Annotated in this window: 21 protein-coding genes; 7 read left to right on the top strand and 14 right to left on the bottom strand. The window is 40.4% G+C overall.

What is annotated here, in order from left to right; genetic code table 11:
* Positions 1-3: 3 nt before the first annotated feature.
* From CS889_RS00830 to recA, 4 genes are read right to left on the bottom strand one after another with little or no spacing between them, the layout of a single operon-like run.
* The gene (locus tag CS889_RS00830; protein ID WP_172825144.1) at positions 4-600 is read right to left on the bottom strand and encodes an AMIN domain-containing protein; all 597 of its coding nucleotides are present in this window, start codon (positions 598-600) and stop codon (positions 4-6) included.
* 16 nt (positions 601-616) lie between these two features.
* Positions 617-892: a hypothetical protein gene (locus CS889_RS00825; protein ID WP_000841059.1), complete on the bottom strand. Its 276-nt coding sequence runs from the start codon at positions 890-892 to the stop codon at positions 617-619.
* On the bottom strand, positions 885-2,165 hold the full coding sequence (gene eno, locus CS889_RS00820; RefSeq protein ID WP_089086544.1) for a phosphopyruvate hydratase: 1,281 nt from the start codon (positions 2,163-2,165) through the stop codon (positions 885-887). The genes CS889_RS00825 and eno overlap by 8 nt, the downstream gene beginning before the upstream one ends.
* 11 nt (positions 2,166-2,176) lie before the next feature.
* Entirely contained in the window at positions 2,177-3,220 is a 1,044-nt protein-coding gene (gene recA, locus CS889_RS00815; protein WP_089086543.1) for a recombinase RecA, read from the bottom strand.
* 98 nt (positions 3,221-3,318) lie between these two features.
* On the opposite strand from recA, the gene CS889_RS00810 reads away from it, so the two are divergent.
* Complete coding sequence (locus CS889_RS00810; protein WP_089086542.1) at positions 3,319-4,182, top strand: menaquinone biosynthesis family protein; 864 nt, start codon at positions 3,319-3,321, stop codon at positions 4,180-4,182.
* On the opposite strand, the gene CS889_RS00805 is transcribed toward CS889_RS00810, so the two are convergent.
* From CS889_RS00805 to ccoN, 8 genes are all read right to left on the bottom strand, one after another.
* Positions 4,179-4,946 (bottom strand): hypothetical protein, encoded by a 768-nt coding sequence (locus CS889_RS00805; RefSeq protein ID WP_089086541.1) that lies wholly within the window; start codon positions 4,944-4,946, stop codon positions 4,179-4,181. The genes CS889_RS00810 and CS889_RS00805 overlap by 4 nt on opposite strands.
* 607 nt (positions 4,947-5,553) lie before the next feature.
* Positions 5,554-6,135, bottom strand: a complete 582-nt coding sequence (locus CS889_RS00800) for a hypothetical protein (RefSeq protein ID WP_089086540.1) — start codon at positions 6,133-6,135, stop codon at positions 5,554-5,556.
* 12 nt (positions 6,136-6,147) lie between these two features.
* A complete protein-coding gene (locus tag CS889_RS00795) occupies positions 6,148-6,741 on the bottom strand; it encodes a hypothetical protein (RefSeq protein ID WP_089086539.1) in 594 nt (197 codons plus the stop codon).
* A gap of 100 nt (positions 6,742-6,841) precedes the next feature.
* Positions 6,842-7,048: a DUF4006 family protein gene (locus CS889_RS00790; protein WP_000670520.1), complete on the bottom strand. Its 207-nt coding sequence runs from the start codon at positions 7,046-7,048 to the stop codon at positions 6,842-6,844.
* Between the two features lie 10 nt (positions 7,049-7,058).
* Positions 7,059-7,937, bottom strand: a complete 879-nt coding sequence (gene ccoP / locus CS889_RS00785) for a cytochrome-c oxidase, cbb3-type subunit III (RefSeq protein WP_089086538.1) — start codon at positions 7,935-7,937, stop codon at positions 7,059-7,061.
* A gap of 1 nt (position 7,938) precedes the next feature.
* Complete coding sequence (locus tag CS889_RS00780; RefSeq protein WP_001876875.1) at positions 7,939-8,157, bottom strand: cytochrome c oxidase, cbb3-type, CcoQ subunit; 219 nt, start codon at positions 8,155-8,157, stop codon at positions 7,939-7,941.
* A 10-nt stretch (positions 8,158-8,167) separates the two neighbouring features.
* On the bottom strand, positions 8,168-8,866 hold the full coding sequence (gene ccoO / locus CS889_RS00775) for a cytochrome-c oxidase, cbb3-type subunit II (protein ID WP_000490808.1): 699 nt from the start codon (positions 8,864-8,866) through the stop codon (positions 8,168-8,170).
* A 12-nt stretch (positions 8,867-8,878) separates the two neighbouring features.
* Positions 8,879-10,345, bottom strand: coding sequence for a cytochrome-c oxidase, cbb3-type subunit I (ccoN, locus tag CS889_RS00770; RefSeq protein ID WP_001157629.1), 1,467 nt, complete (start codon positions 10,343-10,345; stop codon positions 8,879-8,881).
* Between the two features lie 169 nt (positions 10,346-10,514).
* Here ccoN and CS889_RS00765 point away from each other — a divergent pair, with 169 nt between their 5' ends.
* Both CS889_RS00765 and CS889_RS00760 read left to right on the top strand, forming a co-directional pair.
* Positions 10,515-11,963, top strand: a complete 1,449-nt coding sequence (locus CS889_RS00765) for a DASS family sodium-coupled anion symporter (protein ID WP_089086537.1) — start codon at positions 10,515-10,517, stop codon at positions 11,961-11,963.
* On the top strand, positions 11,964-12,950 hold the full coding sequence (locus CS889_RS00760) for an adenine-specific DNA glycosylase (protein ID WP_089086536.1): 987 nt from the start codon (positions 11,964-11,966) through the stop codon (positions 12,948-12,950). It abuts the gene before it with no gap.
* A gap of 23 nt (positions 12,951-12,973) precedes the next feature.
* Here CS889_RS00760 and CS889_RS00755 read toward each other — a convergent pair whose 3' ends face one another.
* Positions 12,974-14,629: an L-lactate permease gene (locus CS889_RS00755; RefSeq protein ID WP_089086535.1), complete on the bottom strand. Its 1,656-nt coding sequence runs from the start codon at positions 14,627-14,629 to the stop codon at positions 12,974-12,976.
* Between the two features lie 56 nt (positions 14,630-14,685).
* Positions 14,686-16,335 carry an L-lactate permease gene (locus tag CS889_RS00750; protein WP_089086534.1) on the bottom strand — a complete coding sequence of 550 codons (1,650 nt, stop codon included), beginning with the start codon at positions 16,333-16,335 and terminating at the stop codon, positions 14,686-14,688.
* Positions 16,336-16,554: 219 nt separating this feature from the next.
* Here CS889_RS00750 and CS889_RS00745 point away from each other — a divergent pair, with 219 nt between their 5' ends.
* The 4 genes from CS889_RS00745 to CS889_RS00730 are packed head-to-tail and all read left to right on the top strand — an operon-like array spanning position 16,555 to position 19,853.
* On the top strand, positions 16,555-17,283 hold the full coding sequence (locus CS889_RS00745; RefSeq protein WP_000867245.1) for a (Fe-S)-binding protein: 729 nt from the start codon (positions 16,555-16,557) through the stop codon (positions 17,281-17,283).
* Between the two features lie 28 nt (positions 17,284-17,311).
* Positions 17,312-18,757 (top strand): LutB/LldF family L-lactate oxidation iron-sulfur protein, encoded by a 1,446-nt coding sequence (locus CS889_RS00740; protein WP_000417343.1) that lies wholly within the window; start codon positions 17,312-17,314, stop codon positions 18,755-18,757.
* The gene (locus CS889_RS00735; protein WP_089086533.1) at positions 18,750-19,385 is read left to right on the top strand and encodes a LutC/YkgG family protein; all 636 of its coding nucleotides are present in this window, start codon (positions 18,750-18,752) and stop codon (positions 19,383-19,385) included. The genes CS889_RS00740 and CS889_RS00735 overlap by 8 nt, the downstream gene beginning before the upstream one ends.
* A 9-nt stretch (positions 19,386-19,394) precedes the next feature.
* Entirely contained in the window at positions 19,395-19,853 is a 459-nt protein-coding gene (locus CS889_RS00730) for a peroxiredoxin (RefSeq protein WP_000412964.1), read from the top strand.
* Positions 19,854-20,005 lie beyond the last annotated feature (152 nt).

Raw genomic sequence — 20,005 nt, 5'->3', positions numbered from 1 at the left:
CTTTTATTTCAATTGTAATTCATACGCCCCGTTTTTTTCTTCCAAAAGATAGCGGTATTTCCCGTCTAAAATGAGCGTGATGCGGTAATAATCTTTGTGCGTGCCGACTTTAATTTGAGAAAAAAACTTCTGGTTTAAATCCATGTTTTGATAAATATCCAAAGGGCCTTTTTGCGTGTCTAACACGATTCTATAAGGATTGACTAGCACAAAAGAGCGTAAAATTTTATAAGGGGAGTGCAAAATCATCGTGTTGTTTGCCATTAAAAAATCAAAATCTTGGATCTGGTAGCGTTTTTCAAAGGGGGTTTGATTAAGGGTGTGCTGGGAAAGTTTTAAGGGGTAGTGCCAATCAATGCTTTTATCAATACCAACGACTTTAGAATGGATAGAGCCATCAATATCCTGGTAAGTGAGCGTGATTTTTTTTAAGATCCTAGCGCTCGTGGGCAAATCCACATGGATTTCTTTGAGGTAGTCATCATAGATCCCGCTAAAGCCCCCTTGCAAATTCTTGGAATTGATTTCAGGCTCAAAAGGGTTGTCTCTGGCTAATAAAACGCTTAAAACCGCCACCAAACCTATCATCTTTTTTAACACTACCATTTCCTTAAATCTAATCTCTAGGCCGTAATTCTCTCAATTCAAACAAACGCTTTTGCAAACGCACATTCTTGCTTTGCAATTCGGTGATTTCTTGTTGCAATCGTTCATGCTTGTCTCTTAAATCCAAATAGACTTCTAAAGAAGAACCCCCAAAAAGCAACTTCCCTAAATAATACCCAAACCCAAGCAGTAAGAGAAAAAAGACAATAAGGGAGCTATGGCTATAAAAAAAGTCTCGTGCTTTGTTGTCTTTGATTCCATCGTTTTCAAAAAGGCTTTCAGCCATGCTTAAACAACTCTTTACCGATATAAATCCCCCCTTTTAATTCATGCTCAATCTCCAAAAGGCGGTTGTATTTGGCGATCCTTTCACTCCTTGCGGTGGATCCGGTTTTGATTTCCCCAGTATTGAGCGCAACGGCAAAATCAGCGATAAAGCTGTCTTCACTCTCCCCGCTTCTATGGCTCATCACGCATTGATAGGCATGGTGTTTGGCCAATCTTATGGTTTCTAAAGTTTCACTAATGGTGCCGATTTGATTGGGTTTGATCAAAATGGCGTTCGCAATGTTTTTTTCAATGCCTTTTTGCAAGATGCTTGCGTTCGTTACAAACAAATCATCGCCCACTAACTGGATTTGACGCCCTAATTCCTTGCTCAAAAACGCCCAACCCTCCCAATCGTCTTCGCTCAAACCATCTTCAATGGACACAATCGGATATTTTGCCACCAACTTTTTATAATAAGCCACTAATTCATGCGAATCTAGAATCTTATTTTCACCCTTTAAATGGTAATTGAAATGTTCATCCACTAACTCACTGCTCGCCACATCTAAAGCGAGTGCTATCTCTTCGCCTAATTTATAGCCGGCTTTTTCAATGGCTTGAGAAATGACTTCAAGAGGTTCTACATTGTTGTTAAAATTAGGCGCAAAGCCCCCCTCATCGCCCACGCTTGTGAGTTGATTCTTTTCATCTAGGAGTTTTTTAAGCGTGTGATAGACTTCTGCGCTCGCTCTTAAGGCTTCTTTAAAACTCTCAAACCCTAAAGGCATGATCATGTATTCTTGAAAGTCTATGGAATTGTTCGCATGCGTTCCGCCGTTGATGATATTGAGCATCGGCACCGGCAAAGTCAGAGCGTTAGCCCCCCCTAAATAGCGGTATAATGGCAGATTTAAAGCCTTCGCGCTAGCCCTTGCTAACGCCATAGAAACGCCCAAAACAGCGTTCGCCCCTAAATTAGCGTAATTAGGCGTGCCGTCTAAAGCCCTTAACCTCTCATCCACAAAGGCTTGATTGATCGCTTCAAGCCCTATTAAATGGTGTTTGATCACGCTATTGACATTTTCGCATGCCCTTAAAACCCCTTTACCCAAAAAACGGGTTTTGTCATTATCCCTTAATTCTAACGCCTCTCTTTTACCGGTGCTCGCCCCGCTAGGCACAATCGCGCTCGCCTTAGTGTTATCGCTCAAAATCACGCTGGCTTGAATGGTAGGATTGCCCCTACTATCCATCACTTCTAAAGCATGAATATCTTTAATGGTTAGCATCAAAATCCTTTTTATTCCATTTCTTCTAAAGGCTCATCGGGTAAGGGCATGATCTCTTCATTAGAGCCGATACTCTCTTTAATCTTAAGAGTGATTTCATCCGCTAGCACTTTATCTTCTTTCAGTAAGGCTTTAGCGTTTTCCCTACCTTGCCCTAGCTTTTTATCCTGGTAACTAAGCCATGCCCCACTCTTATCCACGATGTCTAATTTCACGCCGTAATCAATAATTTCGCCCTCTTTAGAAATCCCTTCCCCAAACATGATGTCAAATTCCGCTTCTCTAAAGGGCGGAGCGACTTTATTTTTAACGACTTTGGCTTTAGCCCTGTTACCGATATGCTGTTCGTTTTGTTTTAAAGCGGCGATTCTTCTAATATCAATCCTAACGCTCGCATAGAATTTTAAGGCATTACCCCCGGTTGTGGTCTCTGGACTCCCATAACCCGTCATGCCGATCTTCATTCTTATTTGATTGATAAAAATGAGAGTAGTGTTCATCTTATGCAAAACACCGGTGATTTTCCTTAACGCATGGCTCATAAGCCTTGCTTGCAAGCCCACATGCTGATCGCCCATATCCCCATCAATCTCCGCTTTAGGCGTAAGGGCCGCCACCGAATCCACCACCACTAAATCAATCCCTCCGCTTCTGGTGATCGTTTCTAAAATCTCTAAGGCTTCTTCGCCCGTGCTTGGTTGGGAAACGAGTAAATTTTCTGTATCCACGCCCAATCTCTTAGCATAATACACGTCTAGGGCATGCTCAGCGTCAATGAACGCGCACACGCCGCCATTTTTTTGGCATTCTGCAATAATATGCAAGCTTAAAGTGGTCTTCCCGCTTGACTCTGGCCCATAAATTTCAATGATCCTACCCTTTGGAACGCCCCCAATCCCTAAAGCCAAATCCAATCCTAACGAGCCTGTAGAAATAGCGTCAATCTTTTCTACTTGCTTATCCCCAAGGCGCACCAACGCCCCCTTACCAAAAACCTTATCAATTTGTTTGATCGCTAAAGAAATCGCTTTTTGTTTGTCTTCATCTATTGCCATTAAATCACCTTATTGAATTTGATTTGTTTATTCTATCAAATCCTAGCCTAAAATCTATTATAATAAAAGGACTTACCCTATCACAAAAGGATTTTACTTTGATTAGTGTCGCTCATAGCCCTGATGCTGATGATATTTTCATGTATTATGCGATTAAGTTTGGTTGGATAGATTGCCCCATTAAAAATAAAACATTCCACAACATTGCCCTGGATATTGAAACCCTAAACCAAGAAGCCCTAAAAAACACTTATGATGTGAGCGCGATTAGTTTCGGGCTATACCCTAAAATTGCGAACGATTACGCCTTACTCCCCACAGCGACAAGCTTTGGGAATGGCTATGGGCCTAAATTAGTGAAAAAAAAGGGCGTGAAATTGAAAAAAGATTTTAGAGTCGCACTCAGTGGGGAACACACCACAAACGCCCTCTTGTTTAAGATCTATTACAAACACGCGCGCATCGCTTACATGAATTTTTTAGACATTGAAAAAGCGGTTTTGGAAGGAAAAGCACATGCAGGCGTGCTAATCCATGAAAATATTTTGGATTTCCATGATGAATTAGAAGTGGAAAAAGAATTGTGGGATATTTGGAAAGAACTCATTGAAGTGGATTTACCCTTGCCTTTAGGGGGCATGGCGATTAGGCGATCCATCCCTTTGTATCGCGCGATTTTGATTAAAAAGGCTTTGATTAAAGCGGTTGAAATCGCTTTAAAACACCAAAATTTGCTCTCTAGCATGCTGTTAGAGCGCTCGCTCATTCGTGTGAATAAAGAGCGGTTACAAACTTATTTAAGCTTGTATGCGAATGAAACTTCAACGCACTTAAGCGAGACTCAAATTCTCGCCATAGACAAGCTTTTTGAATTGGGCTATCAGCATGGGTTTTATGCTAACTCGTTAAAGACTAAAGATTGCTTGCTCACTGATGAATATTTAAAATACCGCTTTTCTTAATCCAATTCTAATTTATGCGTGAGCAAGTAACGGATCACCCCATACAATAAAAGGATTTTTAAAAAATCTACCCCCCATAAAAGATAGTATTTATTTTCTTGCAATTCTTGTTGTTGCAAGAAATAATAAAATCCCTCATTGATGCTCAAACTAGAGCTCATTAAGGGCAGTAACGAATTGAACGCCAATTCCAAAACAACCCCCACCAGAATGAACAACAACCCCCCGAGTAAAAAACGCGCTTTTTTGATCCTAGCAGCGTTTAAAACGCTCAAAACAAATAAGAATTTCATTAAAACAAGCCCTAAAAACAGGGCAACGCCTATAGTTTTAGTGGGTTTTAACGCAAAGGTTTTTAAAGCGGTGTGCAAGATAAACAACACACTGGATTGCGCGTTAAAAAGGTAATAGCCCAAACGAACGCTCGCCACAAACCAGAACAAACTGAATATAAAAAACACCATAGGGAGCAAGATTTTAGGGAGCAATAAAGACTCCAAACTAATGGGTAAGGAAAAGCTTAAAACCCCTCTTTTAGAAAAAAGCGCGTTGAGATTTTTGATCGCTCCCACGCTGATTGCAATCAGTAAAAACGCCCCCAAGATAAAAAAGAGCGTGTAGCTTAGGGTGAGCATGGTCGTTTCTTCAGCACTTTGAGAGGAAAAACAAACCGCTAAAACAGTGAGCGTGATTAAAAAATTCCCTATAACAATATTCCCTATTTGCCCCAAGGCGTCATGTTTAAAAACTTTTAAAAAACCCATGCGATTATTATACCCATTTGGATAGAAAATTCAGGCTTTTTATCATCAAATACTGATAACTAAAAGTCTTACTTTAATCGCTCTTTATCTCACAAAACAAAAAACTTAATTAGCCAAAAAATCCACTCAAGGCAACAATAAAAACCGATTTCTAAACGACTGCGCAAAGCGAGTTAATTTGAAAAATCCGAGCGTTTTCAAGGTTTCAAATCCCCAAAACCCATGCTCTCTTAATTGTCTCACAATTTAACAAACTTTTTTAAAAGCTAGCGCCATTTTAATTTTTGTAACCTCCTTAAAAAGAGCGTTACAACAAGAAAGGTTTTTTAAATTTTTAGAATAAATTGATGCGAGTTTATGGGGGTTTTTTGTTTGTTTTGGATCACTCTTTAATTTTTAAAAATGGGATTTTGATCCCTTTATTATAAGCTCATTTTTTTAAGGAAATAGGGGGTATTTTGAAATCCCCCCTACAACCCCTAATCCCCCTAACCCGCAAAGACCGCTTTTTAAAAATTATCGCTTGTTTTTTCGCAAGCTCTTTTATTTTTTGTATTTAAAAAATGCTTTAGCGTTTTTTAAAATTGATATACCCATACAAGCCATGCTACTTAAAAAAAGCCAGTTGCTCCAAAATCAATTCTTCTTTGTTTTTAAAAGTGAATTTAAAAAGGATCTTATAGCGCCCCACTTTATCGCCCTCTAACAAATCAAATTTTAAAGGCTCGCATGCGTTTGCGCAATCAAGCGTTCCTAATAATCTGGGCTGTGATTGGCTGGGATAGAAAGCTAAATACACTTGAATATTTGGCGAATCTAAAGCGGGTTTGAGCGGTTGCAATCGCGCATAAAGCGTGTTGGACTTTTCTAAAATCAAAGCGTTGTTTAAAAGGTTTTCTTGGATTTTTTTATCCCCATGCGTGCCTTTAGAAAAATAGGGCAAAATAGGGGTTTTAGGGCTTTCTGTAAGGGGTTTTAAACCCACTGAAAAACGATAATTAGCTTTAAAATCTTCATAGGTTTTAAGCATGGCGTTAAAGTTTAAATCCACTTCGTTATGCCCTTTAAAATACACTAAATCGTTTTTAGGCGAATTTTTTAGGGCAAACACCACCAAAAACACCACGATCCCAAGCCCAAAAATAAGCACGCTCATGATCCCTAAAGGCCAAAAGTTTTTTTCTTTCATTGATTTTCCCTCTTAAGATTTTTTAAAAAAATAAAGCCCCAAAAACGCCCCTAAAAGCGTCAATAATAAAATATAGATGATGACTTTTACAAAAGTCGCTCCCTTAGGAGCGTTAAAATTTTGCACGATATTCACACGATATTTTTCCGCTAAAGCGTCTACTGCGACCGAATAGCCGTTAATGAGCATGGCTGAAATCCTTTGAGGCGTGTATTCTTTGGCGTTTGTGGGGAGTAAGGGAGCGATTTTTTCAAAAAAGATTTTATCAGTGTCTAGCAAATCTTTAGGGTTAGCCACCAATTCTATTTTTTGAGCGTCATGATAGAAAAAGAATACCACAAAAGGGGGTTTGAGCTGCTTTAAAAAGCCCTCTTGATAGCTTTGGCGCTCTTTTTTATTCGCTAGAGCGATAGGATTTTTTTCAAAATCCGTCATATCAATCGCAAAACGCACGCCGGTTTTAAGATAAAGCTCTTTAGAAACGCCCTCTATAAACCAAACGCTTTTTTCCGTTAAACGCCCCTTAGAATTGTTAAAAACATAAGATTCATTAGCCCACAAAAAACCAACAAAAGCTAAAGAGATTACAAGCCATAAGCCCTTCATGTGCTAAACAAAAACAAGTTAGGCACAAAAGAAATAACAATGGTCATTAAAATGGTCACTACTACCATTAAGGCTAAGATTTTTTCTAAAGTGGTGAATTTCATTTTTTACTCCCTTGATTGACTAATTCATAATTAGCGTGGTTTTGGGTGCTTTTTGTCTCTAAAGCGTTAATATCCTTATAGCGGTAATAATTGGTGGCTTGCTCTTTTTGGATATGGATCGCTTTGAGCGCGAAAAAAACGACCACACACAATAAGATAACCACAATCAGTAAATTCCCTGCTAATCCGTTTAAAAATTTCATCTCTTTTCCTTTAATCTTCTAAGGGTTTTAGCGATTGGATAAATTCGAGCAACGCTTTAACTTGCAAGTCGCTAAAGTTTTTATACTTGAATGATGGCATATGCCCTATATTGCCCTTTTTGCCATGCGTTAAGATGTTTCTTAAAAAACTCTCTGTGCCGTAAGTGGTCAAATCGGCCGCAAACACTTGATTTTCTTGCAAGCCCTTACCATCATTGCCATGACAACCTGTGCAACCCATGCTTTCAAACAGCTCCTTACCTTTATCAATGAGTTGAGGGTTTTTCGTCTTTTTAACGCTAGAAAGTTCTGCCATCACATAGCTTGCAATCGCTTTAGCGTCTTTTTCGTCCATTTCCATAGCGGGCATTTCCCCAGCGGGATAATCCATGCCCTTAGAGCCATGCTTAATGGTATCTATAATGCCCTCTTCTTTATCCCAACGCACCAGATTTTGAGCGCTCCCATGCAAGCCTTCAGCGGTGATGCCATGGCATTGCGAACAATGGACTAAAAAGATGCCTTGACCCATATCCACCAATTCCTTTTGACCCAAATGCTTCCACTTGGCTTCAAATTTTTGGTTGTGCGCTTTAACCTCTTCATTGTATTGCCCGATTTGAGAAAAACTGCTCAGCGGGTACCCAAAGAAAAAATACCAAAAAGCCCACACAATCACACACATAAAGCTTGCGATCCAACCTACTGGCACATTGTTGGCAAACTCCCCTATCCCATCAAACAAATGCCCATTTTCCATGAGCTCACCTTGAGATTTGCTATCGCGCATTTCTTTAATGAGCGAACTGGATTCATAGATGGTTAAAACTAAAATCACAAGCGCTGCAATCAAGCCAAAAACATTTATATGGTCGTTTAAAAAATCCATTTCAACTTTCCTTTATGCCTTTATCATGAACTTCTTTATGGCGTGGTTCAATCAACTCATCTTCTAAAGCATCATTTAACGCTAAATACCCGTATCGCTCATAATCCACAATGCCCTTTTTTTGCTTTCTATACATGCTAAAAATATAGGCATACAAAAAGAGCGTAAAAAGAATGGTAAAAAACGCATACGCAAAACCTCTCAAACTTTCCAAATCCATCATTCACCCCTTATTTAGCGTTTTGATTAGCGTTAATCCTGGAATTACCCAAGCTGTTCAAATAAGCGATCAAAGCCACGATTTCTAAGACCTCACCTCTCTCAATCGCTTCTAGCACCCTCTTGTCTTTCATGTCGGCTGTGATTTTTTTAGCTTCTTCTAGATAGGCCTTTTTCGCTTCTTCCACATTCCCTAATTTCACGCCGTTTTCGGTGTCATAAGGCACGCCAAAAACCTTTTTTTGCGTCAAAGCTTCTGCGTAAGCGGTGTCAAAATCGCTCTTTTTTATGAATAAATGCTTATAGGCGGGCATGATGCTGTGCGGCACAACGCTTTTAGGATCCAGCATGTGCTTTTCATGCCAATCGGTTGTGCGATAATCCCCCACCCTGTGCAAATCAGGGCCAATCCTTTTAGAGCCCCACAAAAATGGCCTGTCATACGCATATTCCCCACTCAAACTATACGCGCCATATCGATCCACCTCAGCTTGGAAAGGGCGAATGAGTTGGGAATGGCAATGATAGCAACCTTCTTGGATATAAACTTGCCTCCCCGCTGTCTCTAAAACCGTATAAGGCCGTAAGCCTTCAATCGGGCGAGCGGATTTGAAAAAGTTAGGCAAAATCTCCACTAAGCCTGCAATAGAAAACACGAAAATAAACGCAAGAGTGAAAAAGAATGGGTTTTTTTCTAAAAAACTAAACATCTTCAACCTCCCTTATCTGGCCATAGGCGTGGCGTAATTGGGCTCACGCTCTAATTTTTTGCCTGCCGTGATTGTCATAAAGATATTGTAAGCAAAAATAATAAATCCAATAAAATACATAAGACCCCCAACGCCTCTAATATTGTAATAAGGGATTAGCGCCTTAACCGTGTCAATGAATTGGTAAGTGAGATTCCCGTATTGATCCACATCCCTCCACATCATCCCTTGCGTGATCCCTGCAATCCACATGGACGAAAAGTAAAGCACAATCCCTAAAGTCATGATCCAGAATTGGAAATCCACAAGCCTCCCTGAATAAATCTCTCTTTTGAAAAGCCTAGGGGTCATGTGATACATGCTCGCAATCAAAGTGAAGCCTACCCAACCAAGCACGCCGTCATGCACATGCCCTATGATCCAATCGGTGAAGTGGGCTAAGGCGTTCACGCTTTTAATGGCTTGAATGGATCCTTCTAGCGTGGAAAGCATGTAGAAAGTTGAGGCTAAAACTAAAAACTTGATCAAAGGGCTTTCTTTGAGCTGGTGCCATTGGCCTCTCATCGTTAAAAGCATGTTAATCGCTGTCCCCCACGAAGGCAAGATCAACACCACTGAAAACACGCTAGAAAGGGTTTGCACCCAATCAGGCACGGTGGAATAAATCAAATGGTGCCCGCCCGCCCAAATATAAACAAACATCAAACTCCAAAAAGAAAACAAAGTGAGTTTGTAAGAAAAGATAGGCTGGCCGCTCTCTTTAGGCAAGAAATAATAAATCGTGCCAATCACCCCACTCGTAAAGACAAAAGCGACCGCATTATGCCCCCACCACCATTGAATGAGCGCATCATTACTGCCTGAATACATAGAAATAGAATGCCAAACGCTCCCCATATCAGCGACAAAATAGGTGGGGATAGAAAGGTTATTGAAGATATACATCACCGCTATACCCACATAAGTAGCGATGTAATACCACAAAGACACGTAAATGGTATTTTCCCTCCTAACGCTCATGCTCCCAAACATATTAACCCCCCATAACACCCATGCCACAACCACAATAATATCTAAAGGCCACATCAATTCGGCGTATTCTTTAGATTGAGTAAGACCAGCAAACAAGCTAATAACCCCTAGGACTAAAAGAAGAATCCAGAGCCAAAAATGCAATAACCCTACAATTTTCAAAAAGGGGTGTTGGTAATAAGTGATTTTAAGTACCCTTTGACCGATATAATACCAACTCGCCCAAATCCCTCCAAGAGTGAAACCATAGATCACCGCATTCGTGTGTAAAGGGCGTAAGCGGCCAAAAACGCCATACTCCCCTGCAATGTAGTTCAAACTAGGGAAGGATAACTCAAAGGCTAACACGATCCCTATTAACATGCCTATTATCCCAAAAGCGATCATCGCATAAAGAAACAATTTGCTAATGGAATAATCATAACTCAAAGGCACATTTTCTTGCATGCAATACTCCTATTTGTAGTAAATTCAACAAAGACAAACATAATTATAAAATTTTATCTTTTTCAAAAAGCTTAATTTTTAATCTTTTTCTGTAACATTGTAATAACTCAATCCCATTTGAATGATATTTTTAAGCCAAATTATTACTATCTTTGGCTAAAGGTTAAACATGATTAAACAAACCCTCTCAATCTTTGCCCCTTTTCTCATCGCAGCATTATTGTATTTTTTAGGCGCACCGGATGGGTTAAACCCTAACGCATGGCTTTATTTTTGTATTTTCATGGGCATGATTATAGGGCTAATTTTAGAGCCGGTGCCATCAGGTTTGATAGCGTTGAGCGCGTTAGTGTTGTGTATAGCGTTAAAAATTGGAGCAAGTAATGAAGTAGCGAGCGCTAATAAGGCCATTTCGTGGGGTTTGAGCGGGTATGCGAATAAAACGGTGTGGCTTGTGTTTGTCGCTTTCATTTTGGGTTTAGGGTATGAAAAAAGCTTGTTAGGGAAACGGATCGCTCTTTTACTGATTAGATTTTTAGGGCAAACCCCTTTAGGTTTAGGCTATGCGATCAGTTTGAGCGAATTGTGTCTAGCCCCCTTTATCCCTAGCAATTCGGCTAGAAGTGGGGGCATACTCTATCCGATCGTTTCTTCTATCCCGCCCTTAATGGGTTCTACTCCTAGTAATAACCCTAACAAAATCGGCGCGTATTTGATGTGGGTCGCTTTGGCTTCAACTTGCATCACTTCGTCCATGTTTTTAACCGCGCTCGCCCCTAACCCCCTAGCAATGGAGATCGCTACCAAAATGGGCGTGAATGAAATCTCATGGTTTTCGTGGTTTTTAGCGTTCTTGCCTTGTGGGGTGGTTTTAATCTTATTGGTGCCTTTATTGGCGTATAAAACCTGCAAACCCACCTTAAAAGGCTCAAAAGAAGTGAGTTTGTGGGCTAAAAAAGAATTAGAAAGCATGGGGAGGTTTTCTTTAAAAGAAATTTCAATGCTCAGTCTCACTTTATTGGCTTTATTGGGTTGGATTTTTGGCAAATCTTTAGGCTTGCATGCGAGCGCGACGGCTTTGATTGTCATGGTGTTAATGGCGTTTTGTAAGATTGTAAGCTATGAAGATATCATTAAAAACAAGAGCGCGTTCAATATTTTTTTATTGTTGGGATCGCTGCTCACAATGGCTGGCGGGCTTAAAAATGTGGGTTTTTTAAATTTTATCGGCAATGCGGCTCAAAATTTTTTAGAGCATGCTCACTTGGATCCGTTAATAGCGGTATTGTTTATCGTCGCTCTTTTTTATCTGTCGCATTATTTTTTCGCTAGCATCACCGCTCATGTGAGCGCGTTGTTCGCTCTTTTTGTAGGGATTGGTTCGCACATTCAAGGGGTCAATTTGCAAGAATTGAGCTTGTTTTTAATGCTTTCTTTAGGGATTATGGGGATTTTAACGCCCTATGGCACAGGCCCATCCACCATTTATTATGGGAGCGGGTATATTCAAAGCAAGGATTTTTGGAAATGGGGGTTTATTTTTGGCTTTTTGTATTTAATCGTGTTTTTAAGCGTGTGCACGCCTTGGGTCAAATTCATCGCTTTTAGGTGGTTGTAGTTGGAAACTTTACACAACGCCCTTTTAAAATGGTATGAAGAATGTGGGCGAAAGGATTTACCTTTTAGGAATTTAAAGGGCATTAACGCCCCTTATGAAGTCTATATCAGCGAAGTGATGAGCCAACAAACCCAAATCAACACGGTGGTTGAGCGTTTTTATTCCCCTTTTTTAGAAGCTTTCCCCACTTTAAAAGACTTAGCGAACGCTCAATTAGAGAAGGTTTTATTGTTATGGCGAGGGCTTGGCTATTATTCAAGGGCTAAAAATTTAAAAAAAAGCGCTGAAATTTGCGTTAAAGAACACCACTCACAGCTACCTAATGACTATCAAAGCCTGTTAAAACTCCCCGGTATTGGCGCATACACGGCTAATGCGATTTTATGTTTTGGCTTTAGAGAAAAAACCGCATGCGTGGACGCTAATGTCAAGCGCGTACTTTTAAGGCTTTTTGGTTTGGATCCTAATATCCAAGCTAAAGACTTACAAATTAAAGCGAATGACTTTCTCAATCCTAATGAAAGCTTTAATCACAACCAAGCCTTAATTGATCTAGGGGCTTTAATCTGCTCCCCTAAACCCAAATGCGCGATTTGCCCTTTCAATCCTTATTGTTTGGGTAAAAACCACCTAGAAAAACACACGCTTAAGAAAAAACAAGAGATCATTCAAGAAGAGCGTTACTTAGGCGTTGTGATCCAAAATAACCAAATCGCTTTAGAAAAAATAGAGCAAAAACTCTATTTGGGGATGCACCATTTCCCCAATCTAAAAGAAAATTTAGAATTCAAACTCCCCTTTTTAGGCGCTATCAAGCACAGCCACACTAAATTCAAGCTCAATTTAAACCTCTACCTTGCCACCACAAAGGATTTAAAAAACTCCGTTCGTTTTTATAGCCTTAAAGATTTAGAGACCCTACCCATAAGCTCTATGACGCTTAAAATCCTGAATTTTTTAAAACAAAAAAATTTATTTGGGGGTTAAACCCTGCCAAATCCAAAACAATTCTACTTTATTTTAGGCACGACTTCAGGGATCCAATACGCGATCGCGCTAATCACTACCCCCATAAGCACCACAAAAACAAGCGAGTATTTAGCCGTGAATTTGAATAAATCGCTCTCTTTCCCGGCTAACCCTACCGCCGCGCAAGCGATAGCGATGCTTTGAGGGCTTATCATTTTGCCCAAAGTGCCACCCACGGTATTAGCCGTTAAGGTTAAAATCTCAGGGAGTTGCAATCGTTGGGCGGTGAGTTGCTGTAAAGAGCCAAACAAAAGATTAGAACTCGTATCGCTTCCGGTTAAAAACACGCCTACCCACCCAATCAAGGGCGAGAAAAAAGTGAAAGCCAAACCGGTATGCGTGAGCGCTAAGGCTAGAGTGGAAGAAATCCCGCTGTAATTAGACACATAAGCAAAGCTTAAGACTAAACCAATGGTGAGAATGGGGTAGCGCATTTCTTTCAAAGTCTCGCCAAAGACGCTCACTGCATCGCTCACTCGCACCCTTAAAACGAGCATGCTAACAAGAGCGGCTAAAAAAATGGAAGTGCCAACCGTGTTGATTAAGAGGAGTTTAAACACCACAGGAAAACTCACGCTTTGATTGGCTTCTACAAAAGGCGGGCTTTTAAAGATGTGGTTACTGATGTTATTGAATTCAAAATAAAAATTAGAAAAAGCTAACAAGCCGTCTTTTTCAAATAAGGCTTTAAAAAAAGGCTGTATCCATAACACAATCACTAAAACCAAAATCACAAAAGGAGACCAAGCGACATAAACCTTACAAATATGATGGTTACTTTTAGTGAATGAGATCGCTTTGCCGTCGCTTCTAAAAATCGCTTTAGGCTGCCAAAATTTCAAAAAGAGCGCTGTCGCAACGAGTGAGACAAGGGCTGAAATAATGCCGGGCAATTCTGGCCCTAAATAATTAGAGCTTAAAAATTGCGCGCCAGCGAAAGAAAAAGCCGCGATAAAAACGGCCGGAAAAGTCTCTTTAATCCCCTTAAAGCCATCCATTAAAAACACAATAAAAAACGGCACTAACAAGCTCACAAAAAAGAGGATTTTACCCGTCATGGCTGAAATTAAGATCGCTGGCACCCCTACCGCGCTCGCCATCGCGCTTATAGGGATACCCACCGCACCAAAGGCCACAGGAGCGGTGTTAGCGATTAAACATAACCCGGCAGCGTATAAAGGGCTTAACCCCAAGCCCACTAAAATCGCTGCTGTAATGGCAATAGGCCCTCCAAAGCCGATCGCCCCTTCTAAAAATGAGCCAAAACAAAATCCGATCAAAATCACTAAAATGCGGTGATCTAAAGTGATGGACTGAACGCTTTCTTTTAAGATTTCAAAATAGCCGGATTTAACGCTGAGTTTGTATAAAAAAATCGCCGCAATGATGATCCAAGCGATCGGCCACAAACCATAAAGAAAGCCATAAAGAAAACTTGAACCCACCATGCTAACAGGCATTTTATACACTAAAACCGCAATAATAGCTGATAAGGCCACGCTCAAAAAGGCCGCTACATAACCTTTGAGCTTAAAAACCATTAAAGATAAGAAAAATAATAAAATCGGCAATAAGGCCACAAGAGCGCTCAGCCAAATATTACCCAAAGGGTCATAAACTTGATGAAATTCTGACACTAAAAAATCCCTTTTAAAAATATTCTCTTAGCGCTAGATCTCTTTAAAAAACCCCCTTATTTAGGAATGATGGGGATAATAAAGGGGAAGACATAAGCAATAAGAGTGAAAATAATCCCCATAATGATTGCCAAAGCGATAGAGTATTTTACTGTAAATCTGAACAATTCGCTCTCTTTCCCCACTAACCCCACCGCCGCACAAGCGATAGCGATACTTTGAGGGCTTATCATTTTGCCCACAACGCCCCCGGAAGTGTTGGCCGCTAAGAAAAGCACTTCAGGCAAGCCAAGCTGTGTAGCGATGAGCATTTGTAAAGATCCAAATAAAAGATTAGAACTCGTATCGCTTCCGGTTAAAAACACCCCAAGCCAGCCTACCACAGGCGAAAAGAAAGTGAAAACATGCCCGGTATCTGCTAGCGCTAAAGCGAGCGTGGCGCTCATGCCGCTATAATTAGCCACATACGCAAACGCTAAAACCACGCCAATGGTTAAAATCGGCAAACGCATTTCTTTTAAAGTGGCCCCAAACACCCCTATCGCATCGCTGATTTTCACGCGCAACAAAAACACGCTTAAAAGAGCGGCTAAAAAAATGGAAGTGCCTGTCGTTAAAATCAAAGGGAGTTTGAACACCACAGGAAAATTAGTCGCTTCAGTAACAATGGGAACGGTTTTGAAAATCTTTTGACTGATAGAATTGAATTCAAACGCAAAGCTAGAAAACGCCAAAGCCCCACCTTCTTTAAAGAGCGCTTTAAACCAGGGTTGCGTCCATATAATAATCGTAATCGTGAGCAACACAAAAGGCATCCACGCCACAACCACCTTACAAATATGGTGTTTTTCTGTGCTGATTGTGGGCTCTTTGCCATTGCTGGTGAAAATGTGTTTGGGCTGCCAGAATTTTAAAAATAAAGTGGTAGCAATCAATGACACTAAAGCTGAAATAATATCCGGAAGCTGCGGCCCTAGATAATTAGAGCTTAAAAATTGCGCGATAGCGAAACTAAACCCAGTAACGGCCACTGCAGGAAAGGTTTCTCTAATCCCTCTAAAGCCATCCATTAAAAACACGATGAAAAAAGGAATGCCAATGGAAAAAATGGGTAACACCCTACCCACCATTTGAGAAATCTCTAATTCAGGGATACCCACCACGCTAGCCATTGCCGTAATAGGGATACCCACCGCGCCAAAGGCTACAGGAGCGGTGTTAGCGATCAGGCACAACCCGGCAGCGTATAAGGGGTTTAGCCCAAGACCGACTAAAATCGCCGCTGTGATCGCTACCGGGCCTCCAAAACCAATCGCGCCTTCTAAGAACGAGCCAAAACAAAACCCGATCAAAATCACTAAAATGCGGTGATCCGGCGTCAAACTTAAAATGCTTTCTTTTAAAATCTCAAAATACCCGGATTTCACTGAAAGGTTGTAAAGAAAAATCGCAGCGATCACAATCCATGCGATCGGCCACAAGCCATAAAGAAAGCCATAGAAAAAACTCGCACTCACCATTTGAACAGGCATTTTATACACAAATAACGCAATAAGGATTGAAAGCGCTAAGCTTAAAAACCCAGCGCTATACCCTTTAAGTTTAAAAACAATAAGAGAGATAAAAAAAAGCGCAATAGGCGATAGCGCCACTAAAGCGCTCAGCCAAATATGGCCTAATGGGTCATAGACTTGATAAAATTCCATAAATTTTCCTTGAATAATTAAAAGTATTTTTTATCTTACTTAAAAGAGAAAACTAATTTTAAGTAGCATTTAATATTAAGTCAAATTTAATGGGTTTGTGGTTTATTTTAGTAACAATGTTTGAGCGAGTGGGTTTATCAACTTGTGATTACAATCTTACTAATTTTGAGTATTATATTGTGTTTGAAACTCTTAATTTGGAATTTTAAGGAGCATTCTTTGAAAGTCAATTTCTTTGCTACTTGTCTAGGAGCAGCCATTTATAGCAACGCATCGCTTAACGCTATCAAATTACTCCGTAAGGAAAATTTGGAAGTGGTTTTTAAAAAAGACCAGACATGTTGCGGCCAGCCAAGCTACAACTCAGGATACTATGAAGAAACAAAAAAAATCGTTTTATACAATATCAAGCTTTATTCCAATAACGACTACCCTATTATCTTGCCCAGCGGTTCATGCACAGGGATGATGCGGCATGATTATTTGGAATTGTTTGAAGGGCATGCGGAATTTAACATGGTTAAAGATTTTTGCTCTAGGGTGTATGAATTGAGCGAGTTTTTGGATAAAAAATTGCAAGTCAAATACGAAGATAAGGGCGAACCCCTTAAAATCACATGGCATTCTAATTGCCATGCCTTAAGGGTGGCTAAAGTGATTGACTCGGCGAAAAATCTCATCAGACAGCTTAAAAATGTGGAACTCATTGAATTGGAAAAAGAAGAAGAATGCTGCGGGTTTGGGGGGACTTTTTCAGTCAAAGAGCCTGAAATTTCAGCGGTTATGGTTAAAGAAAAGATTAAAGACATAGAGAGCCGTCATGTGGATGTGATTGTTTCAGCGGATGCGGGGTGTTTGATGAATATCAGCACCGCCATGCAGAAAATGGGTTCTTTGACAAAACCCATGCATTTTTATGACTTTTTAGCCTCAAGGCTTGGGCTTTAACATTAAAGAATTGTTTTAAGGAATAATCATGGAAAAATATCACAGCGACCAAGAATACGAAGAAATCATCACCGACCAATTAGGCGATACGCAATTAAGGGAAAATTTGCGTTCTGCAATGGACACCTTAAGGGCTAATCGTAAGAATCTCCTTAAAAATCGTTACAGCGAGTGGGAAAATTTAAGGGAATTAGGCAAGGAAGTCAAGCTTAAGATTTTATCCAGGCTTGATGAATATTTGGAATTGTTTGAAAAAAACGCCACTCAAAACGGCTTTAAAATCCATTACGCTAAAGACGGCGATGAAGCTAATGAAATCATTTACAACCTCGCTAAAGAAAAGAATATCAATCGCATTTTAAAGCAAAAATCCATGGCGAGCGAAGAAATTGGTTTGAACCATTATCTCAAAGAAAAGGGCATTCAAGCGCAAGAAACGGATTTGGGCGAATTGATTATCCAGCTCATCAATGAACACCCTGTGCATATTGTCGTGCCAGCCATCCATAAAAACCGCAAGCAAATCGGTAAGATTTTTGAAGAAAAACTCAACGCCGCTTATGAAGAAGAGCCTGAGAAGCTTAACGCGATCGCCAGAAAGCACATGCGCAAAGAATTTGAAAGCTTTAAAATGGGGATTAGTGGGGTTAATTTCGCTATCGCTAATGAGGGGGCGATCTGGTTAGTGGAAAATGAGGGTAATGGCAGAATGAGCACCACCGCATGCGATGTGCATGTCGCTATTTGCGGGATTGAAAAATTAGTAGAAAGCTTTGATGATGCGGCGATTTTAAACAATTTACTCGCCCCAAGCGCGGTGGGCGTGCCTATCACTTGCTATCAAAACATCATCACAGGCCCTAGAAAAAACGACGATTTAGACGGCCCTAAAGAAGCCCACATCATTTTATTAGACAACAACCGCTCTAATATCTTGGCTGATGAAAAGTATTACCGCGCTCTTTCATGCATTCGTTGCGGGACTTGTTTGAACCACTGCCCTGTGTATGATAAAATCGGTGGGCATGCCTATCTTTCCACTTATCCTGGCCCCATAGGCGTGGTGGTATCCCCCCAACTCTTTGGCTTGAATAATTACGGGCATATCCCTAATTTGTGCAGTCTTTGCGGGCGTTGCACTGAAGTATGCCCCGTAGAAATCCCTTTAGCGGAACTCATCAGGGATTTACGAGCCGATAAAGTGGGCGAGGGCAGGGGTGTGGTCAAGGGGGCTAAAAGCACCCAACACAGCGGGATGGAAAAATTCTCTATGAAAATGTTTGCCAAAATGGCAAGCGATGGGGCTAAGTGGCGTTTCCAATTGAAAATGGCTCAATTTTTCTCGCCTTTAGGCAAGCTTTTAGCGCCTATACTGCCTTTAGTCAAAGAGTGGGCGAGCGTGAGAACCTTACCCAATATGGACACGAGTTTGCATGCCAAAGTCCAGCACTTAGAAGGGGTGATTTATGAGTAAAGAGCCTATTTTAAAGCGCATTAAAGAAGCCAAAGCCAAGCATGCCATTCAGGGAGCAAACCCTGCTTATAGAAATATCATTAAAGTGGAGTTTGAAGACTTGGTGGAAGAATACAAGCATTTCCAAATATTGAATAAGGCCGAAGTCATTGAAAGCGCTAAAGAAAATTTAGAGCAAGCCATTTTAAAGGCTTTAGAAAATTTTCAAAGCAAAAAAGTCTTACACTCTACGGATTTAAATTTGAATTTTGAAGCGTTTAAGGATTTCACTTTACAGCCCTATGACAAAGAAATTGAAGCGATGCGTGAAGAGTTGTTTGAGATTGATACAGCTTTATTGCATGGGGTTTGTGGGATTTCAAGCTTGGGCATGATTGGGGCGGTTTCTTCGCATGCAAGCCCGCGATTGCTTTCGCTCATCACCCTTAATTGCATCATCTTATTGAAAAAAGAATCCATTGTGCGCAATTTGAGTGAAGGCATGCAAGCTTTAAAAAACCAAAGCCAAAACGGCGTATTGCCCACAAACATGCTCCTTATTGGCGGGCCTAGCCGGACAGCTGACATTGAATTGAAAACCGTTTTTGGGGTGCATGGGCCTCAAAAAGTCGCTGTCATTCTCTATTAAAGGATAAGAATGGAAAAATTAGAAGTAGGGCAATTAGCCCCTGATTTTAGATTGAAAAACAGCGATGGCGTAGAAATTTCTTTAAAAGATTTGCTCCATAAAAAAGTGGTGCTGTATTTCTACCCTAAAGACAACACCCCCGGATGCACCTTAGAAGCCAAAGATTTTAGCGCTCTGTTTAGCGAATTTGAAAAGAAAAACGCTGTTGTCGTGGGCGTAAGCCCTGATAATTCTCAATCGCATCAAAAATTTATCAGCCAATGCTCTTTGAATGTGATCTTGCTCTGCGATGAAGATAAAAAAGTGGCCAATCTTTACAAAGCTTATGGCAAACGCATGCTTTATGGGAAAGAGCATTTGGGGATTATCCGCTCCACTTTCATTATCAACACGCAAGGTGTTTTAGAAAAATGCTTCTATAATGTCAAAGCGAAAGGGCATGCTCAAAAAGTTTTAGAGAGTTTGTAGTTTCGCTCTCAAGCCTTTTAATCTTCAAACTCTAAGGCTCTATTCTTTTCAAACACCGGTGAGTCTTATTTAACAAAAACTTTTATTTTTTACGCTAAAACTCATAAAAAATAGGGTTATTTTGCGATAATAGCCCCACAAAAACGCTTTTT

Source organism: Helicobacter pylori, from assembly GCF_900120335.1.
Lineage (GTDB): Bacteria > Campylobacterota > Campylobacteria > Campylobacterales > Helicobacteraceae > Helicobacter > Helicobacter pylori_BU.
Note: the sequence above shows the minus strand (reverse complement) of the source record. Positions and strands in the feature narration are given on the sequence as shown.

Bases quoted from the DNA above. Each gene is read 5' to 3' on its own strand.
- CS889_RS00825 (WP_000841059.1), bottom strand. From the start codon at position 892: ATGGCTGAAAGCCTTTTTGAAAACGATGGAATCAAAGACAACAAAGCA.
- eno (WP_089086544.1), bottom strand. From the start codon at position 2,165: ATGCTAACCATTAAAGATATTCATGCTTTAGAAGTGATGGATAGTAGG.
- recA (WP_089086543.1), bottom strand. From the start codon at position 3,220: ATGGCAATAGATGAAGACAAACAAAAAGCGATTTCTTTAGCGATCAAA.
- CS889_RS00805 (WP_089086541.1), bottom strand. From the start codon at position 4,946: ATGGGTTTTTTAAAAGTTTTTAAACATGACGCCTTGGGGCAAATAGGG.
- CS889_RS00800 (WP_089086540.1), bottom strand. From the start codon at position 6,135: ATGAAAGAAAAAAACTTTTGGCCTTTAGGGATCATGAGCGTGCTTATT.
- CS889_RS00795 (WP_089086539.1), bottom strand. From the start codon at position 6,741: ATGAAGGGCTTATGGCTTGTAATCTCTTTAGCTTTTGTTGGTTTTTTG.
- CS889_RS00790 (WP_000670520.1), bottom strand. From the start codon at position 7,048: ATGAAATTTTTAAACGGATTAGCAGGGAATTTACTGATTGTGGTTATC.
- ccoP (WP_089086538.1), bottom strand. From the start codon at position 7,937: ATGGATTTTTTAAACGACCATATAAATGTTTTTGGCTTGATTGCAGCG.
- CS889_RS00780 (WP_001876875.1), bottom strand. From the start codon at position 8,157: ATGGATTTGGAAAGTTTGAGAGGTTTTGCGTATGCGTTTTTTACCATT.
- ccoO (WP_000490808.1), bottom strand. From the start codon at position 8,866: ATGTTTAGTTTTTTAGAAAAAAACCCATTCTTTTTCACTCTTGCGTTT.
- ccoN (WP_001157629.1), bottom strand. From the start codon at position 10,345: ATGCAAGAAAATGTGCCTTTGAGTTATGATTATTCCATTAGCAAATTG.
- CS889_RS00765 (WP_089086537.1), top strand. From the start codon at position 10,515: ATGATTAAACAAACCCTCTCAATCTTTGCCCCTTTTCTCATCGCAGCA.
- CS889_RS00750 (WP_089086534.1), bottom strand. From the start codon at position 16,335: ATGGAATTTTATCAAGTCTATGACCCATTAGGCCATATTTGGCTGAGC.
- CS889_RS00740 (WP_000417343.1), top strand. From the start codon at position 17,312: ATGGAAAAATATCACAGCGACCAAGAATACGAAGAAATCATCACCGAC.
- CS889_RS00735 (WP_089086533.1), top strand. From the start codon at position 18,750: ATGAGTAAAGAGCCTATTTTAAAGCGCATTAAAGAAGCCAAAGCCAAG.
- CS889_RS00730 (WP_000412964.1), top strand. From the start codon at position 19,395: ATGGAAAAATTAGAAGTAGGGCAATTAGCCCCTGATTTTAGATTGAAA.